At 71.9% G+C, this 3,613-nt stretch carries 4 protein-coding genes; 3 read left to right on the top strand and 1 reads right to left on the bottom strand.

The features are described 5' to 3' along the window. The 3 genes from P409_RS39410 to P409_RS36540 form a co-directional block, all read left to right on the top strand. The coding region (locus tag P409_RS39410; RefSeq protein ID WP_034846801.1) for a hypothetical protein at positions 1-363 on the top strand (363 nt) is incomplete at its 5' end. After that, positions 360-920: a DUF924 family protein gene (locus tag P409_RS29445; RefSeq protein WP_034846799.1), complete on the top strand. Its 561-nt coding sequence runs from the start codon at positions 360-362 to the stop codon at positions 918-920. The genes P409_RS39410 and P409_RS29445, both read left to right, overlap by 4 nt. Continuing rightward, positions 920-1,699 carry a VOC family protein gene (locus P409_RS36540; RefSeq protein ID WP_052121548.1) on the top strand — a complete coding sequence of 260 codons (780 nt, stop codon included), beginning with the start codon at positions 920-922 and terminating at the stop codon, positions 1,697-1,699. The genes P409_RS29445 and P409_RS36540 overlap by 1 nt, the downstream gene beginning before the upstream one ends. 131 nt (positions 1,700-1,830) lie before the next feature. On the opposite strand, the gene P409_RS29435 is transcribed toward P409_RS36540, so the two are convergent. Continuing rightward, a complete protein-coding gene (locus tag P409_RS29435) occupies positions 1,831-3,210 on the bottom strand; it encodes a M23 family metallopeptidase (RefSeq protein ID WP_034846797.1) in 1,380 nt (459 codons plus the stop codon). Positions 3,211-3,613: the final 403 nt, after the last annotated feature.

Below are 3,613 nucleotides of genomic sequence, written 5' to 3'. Positions count from 1 at the left end.
CAGGCGCTGCTGGAGCGGGTCTCCGGCATCCTCGATTCGGCGCCGGAATCGCTGCAGCCGATCGCGGCGCGGCTGCGCCCGGTGCTGGAGAGCTGCCGCGCCGGTTTCGCCCATCTTCGCGCGCGGCCGGAGGACGGGCCGCGCCTGGCCCGGCGGCTGATGCATCCGGCGGCGGAGCTGCTGGCGGCGGCGCTGATGCTGGAGGAGGCGGCGGCCGACCTTGCCGCGGGCGACCGGCGCAAGGCGCTGATGGCCGGCCGATTCGCCCTCCGGCTCGACCCGCACGCCACGGTGGACCTCGGCGAGGATCCGTTGCATGCCCTGTTCGACGACATCATCGGCTATGGACTCTGCCCCGCATGACCCCGCTTTCGGTTTCCGCCCATGAATTGCTGGCCTTCTGGTTCGAGGAATCGGGGAAGGAGCGCTGGTTCGGCGGCGATGCCGGCTTCGACGCCGAGATCCGCGCCCGCTTCCTGACCCTGCAGGAGGAGGCGGCGGCCGGGCGGCACGACGACTGGGCGGCGACGCCGCTCGGCGCCGTGGCGCTGTGCATCCTGCTCGACCAGTTCCCGCGCAACCTGTTCCGCGGCACCCCGCGCGCCTTCGCCACCGACCCCAAGGCGCTGGCCTTGGCGAAGGCGGCGATCGATCAGGGCTTCGACACGGACCCGGCGCTGACCGACGACCACCGGCTGTTCCTCTATCTGCCCTTCGAGCACAGCGAGGACCTGGCCGACCAGCAGCGCAGCGTGCAGCTGCAGACCGCCAGCATCGCCGATCCCGAATATGTCGACTATGCCCGGCGCCACCTCGCGGTGATCGAGCGCTTCGGCCGCTTCCCGCACCGCAACGCCATCCTCGGCCGCGCCAGCACGCCGGAGGAGGAGGCGCATCTGGCCGAGCACGGGGGCTTCTGATGGCGGCGATCACCGGGCTCGACCACGTCATCCTGGCGGTGGCGGCGCTGGATGCGGCGCGCGACACCTGGCGCCGCCTCGGCTTCACCGTGACGCCGCGCGGCCGCCACATCGGCTGGGGCACGGCCAATTACTGCATCATGCTCGAGGCCGACTACATCGAGCTGCTCGGCGTGCTCGACCCGACGCAGTTCGACAACGGCCTCGGCGAGCGCCTGGCGCGGGACGGGGAGGGGCTGCTCGGCATCTCCCTCGCCACCCGCTCGGCCGATTCGGCCGCGGCAGCCTTCGAGGCGGCCGGGGCGGGGGGAGAGCCGGCGCGCGACCTGGCCCGGCTGCTCGACCTGCCGGACGGGCCGGTGCGGCCCTCCTTCCGCCTGGCCTATCCGGTGCGGCGCGACGCCTTCGGCCTGTCGCTCTTCGCCACCGAGCACCGGACGCCGGAGCTGCTGCGGCGCCCAGAATGGGAGCGGCACGCCAATGGTGCGACCGGCGTGCTGCGGCTCGACCTGCCTGCGCCGCTCGCCGGGCCGGCCCTGGCCGCCTGGGCGGCCCTGGACGGGGCGCGGTTCGCGGATGATTCGGTGGTGGTCGGCGGCTTCACCCTGGGGGCCGGCGAGCAGCCCATGCTGCACATCGCCACCCGCGACCTCGACGCCTGCGAATCGGCGCTGCGGGCCGGCCACGTCGCCCATGCCCGGCATCCGGGTGAGATCCGGGTGCCGCCGCTGCCGGGGACCGGGCTGGCGCTGCGCTTCGCCGGAAGCCTGCCCCGATAATGCTCTACTGGCGAGGCCGCCTGATGGCGGCTTCTCCGCTTCCGGTGCCCACGCACGACATGTGCGCTCCGCTCCAGTTCTCAAGCCACCGCCAGTCGACTCACGCCAGCGCATTCTCGGGCAGGCTTCTTCTATCCATCGACGCGTCGGCCGGCCGAGGCGACCGGCGCCTCCTCGGTCAGCTGCCGGAACTGGCGGTCGATCGCCTCGACCCGGCGCTTGAACTCGGCCCGGTCGCGGCCGGCCAGGGTGGTGCCGGTCGGCAGATCGACGCTCAGCGGGTTCACCTGGGCGCCGGCGACCAGCACCTCGTAGTGCAGATGCGGGCCGGTCGCCATGCCGCTGGAGCCGACATAGCCGATCACGTCACCCTGCTTGACCCGCGAGCCCTTCTTCAGCCGGGCGAAGCGGCTCATATGGGCGTAGGCGGTCGACAGCCGGTTGTTGTGGCGCAGCCGGATGTAGCGGCCGAAGCCGCGCTGCGGGCCGATCATCTCCACCGTGCCGTCGCCGGCGGCGTAGATCGGGGTGCCGCTGGGGGCGCCGAAATCGACACCGCGATGCATCCTCGTATAGCCCAGGATCGGATGCCGCCGGGCGCCGAATCGGGAGGTCATCCGCGCGCCGTCGACCGGAGTGCGCAGCAGCAGGCGCTGCACGCTGGCGCCGTCGCGGTCGTAATAGTCGACCGTGCCGTCGCGGCTCTCGTAGCGGTACATGGTCAGGGTCTTGTCGCCCAGGTCGAGCCGCGCCATCTCGACCGGCCCCAGCCGGGCGACGCTGCCGTCCGGGTTGTGGTCCTGGCTGAACAGCACGGCGAATCGGTCGCCCGGCTGCAGGTCGCGCTGGAAATCGACCGAATAGGCCCAGGTCTTCAGGAGAGACAGCACCACCGCGTCCGGCACTCCGGCCGCGGTGGCATCGGCATAGAGGCTCGATTCGATCTCGCCCTCGACCCCGACCGGCCGGCTCTCCAGCACCCGCTCGGCCTCGCTGCTGCGGAAGCCGCCATCCGGCGCCCGGCGGGCGGTGACCGTGCGGTCCACCTCCGGCGTGAGGCTGACCGCCTTCAGCACGCGCCCGCCGCCGCTGTGGTCGAAGGTCACGGTGACCGGCTGGCCGATTCGCAGCCTGGTCGGGTCGTACAGCCCGTCCAGGGCGGAAGCGGCGGCATGGGCCTCCTCGTCGCCGGCGCCGGCCTCGACCAGCAGGCCCATCAGCGTGTCGCCCGATTCCACCTCGACGATCCGGCGCTCCGCCCCGCGCGGGGCCTGCGGCCGGCTCAGCCCATCGTCGAGGGCCGCCAGAACCCAGTCCGCCGGCTCGTCCGGGGCCGGCAGGAGCGCGTCATAGGCGAGCTCGTCGCTCAGATCCGATCGGAGTGTCGGGATCCCCGGGGCGGCGGTGGCCGCATCGGCCGGATGCGGCGAGTCGGGGAGGAACAGGACGGTCCCGGCCCCGAGGCCGGCCAGGGCCAGAATCGACAGGACTCCGAGCGGGGCGATTCGCAATGGGTCGGTCTCCGATGGCGGTGGGGAGGCCGCCCGCAGGGCCGGGGCGCGCCTGAATCGTCGGCCGAACATGCGGGAGCCGCGGAATCAGGTCAACCGGCAGGGGGTCGGGAAATCTCACCCACCACCCCTTGCGCGCGTACGCGCGAATCTCCATCTGGGGATGGTCGGGTCGGTGAAGACGGCCGATCCGACGGTATCGGAGCTCTCTGCCTTGCGCGGGAAAGCACCTCGCGAGGAGAAAACGCTGTTCGAAAAATTTTCGTCACAAAGCGTTTGACAGGCTCCGGTGACCCCCCTATAAACCGCCTCACCGACGGCGACGCGGCGGTGAGCGAAAGCGAAACGGCGGGTCGGACAGGGCGGCGGATGAAAATCCGGTTGCACTGAGAAGTCGGAAGGA

It is taken from the genome of Inquilinus limosus MP06 (assembly GCF_000767795.1).
Lineage (GTDB): Bacteria > Pseudomonadota > Alphaproteobacteria > DSM-16000 > Inquilinaceae > Inquilinus > Inquilinus limosus_E.
Note: the sequence above shows the minus strand (reverse complement) of the source record. Positions and strands in the feature narration are given on the sequence as shown.